This window comes from Clostridium estertheticum (assembly GCF_018861295.1).
GTDB lineage: Bacteria > Bacillota > Clostridia > Clostridiales > Clostridiaceae > Clostridium_AD > Clostridium_AD estertheticum_D.
Genome location: NZ_JAHLDM010000063.1, coordinates 1 through 3,551 on the forward strand (window position 1 = coordinate 1; position 3,551 = coordinate 3,551).

Below are 3,551 nucleotides of genomic sequence, written 5' to 3' on the forward strand. Positions count from 1 at the left end.
ATCGAAGTTTTCTCTTTCATATTAACAACTCCCCTTTTTATTATTTCCTTTATAGTATTTATATAAGCAATATCTATGCCAACAAATTATCATTATTATAATTGGCTTAAACACTGGGTTTAAAATTTGCTCTACTGTTTTGTAATTACAAAAAGTGATCTCAATAAAAAAATATTACAATAATTTTTGTTTTTTGTATTTATTATATAAATTTAATTCAACTCCTAAAGCCAGCTCTGTAATCAACATAAAAATGCTTAAAACATTGAAAAATCAATTGTTTTAAGCATTTTTATGTGGTAAAATTTTTTAAAATCTTATAATAATATATAACTATTCTACCCTTTTGTTATTGATTATACCCTATACTTTTTATAATAATTAAAACCGTATCCTCTATAGCCCTTTTAGTAACATTAATTGTTAAACATCTTGTTCTTTTCATTATTTTTTCTGCATAATCTAACTCCTCTAATATTCTTGAATCATTAGCATATTGAAAGTTAGAATTAAGTCCATTGAATTCACCCATTCTATTTTTTCTTATTTCACTAAGCTCAAAAGGATCTATTGTAAGCCCTATGATTTTCTTTCCATTAATATTATACAATTCTACTGGAACGGGAACTTCAGGAACCAATGGTATATTTATTGCTTTAATGCCTTTAGTAGCTAAATAAATACATACTGGAGTTTTGGAAGTTCTTGAAACACCTATAATCACTACATCTGCATATTTCAATCCATTGTAATCTCTGCTATCATCATATTGTATAGCAAATTCCATAGCTTCTATTCTTTTATAATACTCCTTATCCACGTTCCATATTCCCCCCTGGATATATTCTAGCTGTTTATCTAATAACTTCAGCTATTAAAATACTTTTTCGATATACCTCTCTATATCCTCTGAAGTGGTCATTGTTAGTATTACATCTGTAAATTTTTTCATGTTTTCGTAACTTAATGAGTGAATGAGTTTTCTAGCAGGTAAAATAGATATTGGACTCATACTAAATTCATCTAATCCCATTCCTAATAAAATAGGAATTATTTTTTTGTCTCCAGCCATTTCTCCACACATTCCAACCCAAATACCTTCTTTATGGCCATTATCAATAACCATCTTAATAAGTCTTAAAACAGCTGGGTTAAATGGGCTATAGAGGTGATGAATTTTTTCATTCATTCTATCTACTGCACAAGTATATTGAATTAAGTCATTTGTACCTATACTAAGAAAATCTACATTTTTAGCTAATATATCACTTATGATTGCGGCTGACGGCACTTCTATCATCATGCCTACTTCTACTTTACTATCATAGGCAATTTTATCTGTATCCATTTCTGCTTTAACCTCATTCAATATATTTTTTGCTAAAAGAAGTTCCTCTAAACTAGAAATCATAGGAAACATGATTTTAAGATTACCATACACACTTGCTCTTAGTAGTGCTCTTAATTGAGTCTTAAATAAATCTGTTTCTTTTAAACAAATTCGAATAGCTCTATATCCTAAAAAAGGATTCATTTCTTTGTCAATATTTAGATAACTAAGTTTCTTATCTCCACCTGCATCTAAAGTTCTAATAACAACGGGCTTTGGACTTAATGCTTCCAAAACGATTTTGTATGAATCAAATTGTTCTTCTTCAGTTGGTAAACAATCTTTATTCATATATATAAACTCAGTTCTAAACAATCCTACCCCCTCTGCACCGTTGTTTATAAGCCCAGTAATATCTCCTGGAGTCCCAATATTTCCGGCTAGTTCTACTTTTTTCCCATCAATGGTTACACTTTCTTTTTCTTTAAATGACTGTAGACCCTGTTTTGTTTTTTCACACTCTTCCTTAAGCTTATTGTAAAAAGTAATATTCTCTGCATCTGGATTAATTAAAACTTTACCTCTATCACCATCAATAATAACGTAATCACCCTGTTTAACTACTGTTGTTATATTCCCCAAGCCAACAACCGCTGGGATCTCAAGACTTCTAGCCATGATTGCAGTATGTGAAGTTCTCCCTCCAATATTAGTTAAAAACCCAAGTACTTTTTCTTTATCCATATTAGCTGTTTCAGAAGGGGTTAAATCATTAGAAACTAATAATACACTTTCCTTAAGTATAGATAAATCTACTGATTTAATTCCAAGCATATGTCCTAACACTCTTTGGGACACATCTCTGATGTCAGAAACCCTTTCTCTCATGTATTCGTTATCCATACCTTCAAACAATTTTATAAAATCTGTCGTCACTACCTTAAAACAATAATCAGCACTGAATTTTTCACCTTCTATTTTGTCCACTGTACTTGATATCAGTTCAGGATCTTCTAGCACCATTAAATGAGCTTCAAAAATAGCAGCCTTTTCTTCACCAAATTCTATTAAAGCTTTATCTTTAATCTGTAACAGTTCATTTTTTGAATCTTCTAAAGCTTTAAAAAATCTAAATTTTTCTGCTTCAACATCATTAATTATGTTATCTTTTATTATAAATTCTTCATTTTGTAAAATCAAAACTTTTCCCATAGCAATTCCTGGTGAAGCTCCCGTACCCAAAATCATAATAAAATCTCCTTCCTATTCTTTTCAAAATCATAATTTACTTTGGTTAGCTTTCATGTTCCACAAAGCTTTACAACTTGTAGTAGCTCCTACAAATCCAGCTTCTTTCGCCTTATGAATCATATCTCCATCATCAATGAACCCACCCAATAACAATGGCACATTTTTTACTTTTCTTATTTTCTCGATAAATTTAAGACCATATATACATGGTCTTATTTCTATTGCAGAACATTTAGAACCTACAATAGCTTTTAACGAAGTATCAAAAGATTTAGAATCCATTAATGTAATCCTTTGAATTGTATCTAATCCAATATTGCTCACCATATTTATTTTAGCTGTACTAGCACCAATTACAACATCCACCTTATACAACTGTTTTAAAAAAAGGATTCCTATTTTATCTAGATTTAAACCTCCTATCAATTCCAAATTAACTATTACCTTTTTATTAGCTTTATGACACATATCTGTAAGCGATCTTAAATTGCCTATATGAGCTTCACTTAATAGTATGTATTGATTATCAAGTGTAAGCGCATATGCTAGGTCTTTAATCATCCTTACCGAGGGAATTATTAAAAATTCATTTGCTTTAATTTCCATTATTTCATTCTCCAATTCATTCAAATTTCACCTATATTGCTTCCCTTTTACATTATATATGTATCACTTAATTGTCAACAATAAATCAGAAAAATTTAATTCTCCTAATACTTAGTTACTCACATTTTGCTTTGCTAACCCTTCAGCCATAACTTGTTTAAAAATAAATTTATCTACACTTATATGTTTATTTTCTGAATATGGAGTTTGTTTAAGTTATAATTTATTATTTATTTCGTTAACATTTCATCTATAGCTTTAGCAGCTTTTTTACCTGCTTCCATAGCTAGTATAACTGTAGCTGCTCCTGAAACTGCATCTCCACCAGCATATACATTCTTTTTAGATGTTAATCCAGTTTCAT

The 3,551-nt window shown here is 29.7% G+C and carries 2 protein-coding genes and 1 pseudogene; all 3 read right to left on the minus strand.

The window, feature by feature from the left end; genetic code table 11:
• Nucleotides 1-349: 349 nt before the first annotated feature.
• Nucleotides 350-865: pseudogene (locus tag KPL54_RS25520) on the minus strand (kinase/pyrophosphorylase); the annotation flags it as partial.
• A gap of 9 nt (nt 866-874) precedes the next feature.
• Nucleotides 875-2,578, minus strand: coding sequence for a phosphoenolpyruvate--protein phosphotransferase (gene ptsP / locus KPL54_RS25525; RefSeq protein WP_216109289.1), 1,704 nt, complete (start codon nt 2,576-2,578; stop codon nt 875-877).
• A 30-nt stretch (nt 2,579-2,608) separates the two neighbouring features.
• The gene (locus KPL54_RS25530; RefSeq protein WP_216109290.1) at nt 2,609-3,187 is read right to left on the minus strand and encodes a glycerol-3-phosphate responsive antiterminator; all 579 of its coding nucleotides are present in this window, start codon (nt 3,185-3,187) and stop codon (nt 2,609-2,611) included.
• Between the last annotated feature and the right edge of the window lie 364 nt (nt 3,188-3,551).

Bases quoted from the DNA above. Each gene is read 5' to 3' on its own strand.
- ptsP (WP_216109289.1), bottom strand. From the start codon at position 2,578: ATGATTTTGGGTACGGGAGCTTCACCAGGAATTGCTATGGGAAAAGTT.
- KPL54_RS25530 (WP_216109290.1), bottom strand. From the start codon at position 3,187: ATGGAAATTAAAGCAAATGAATTTTTAATAATTCCCTCGGTAAGGATG.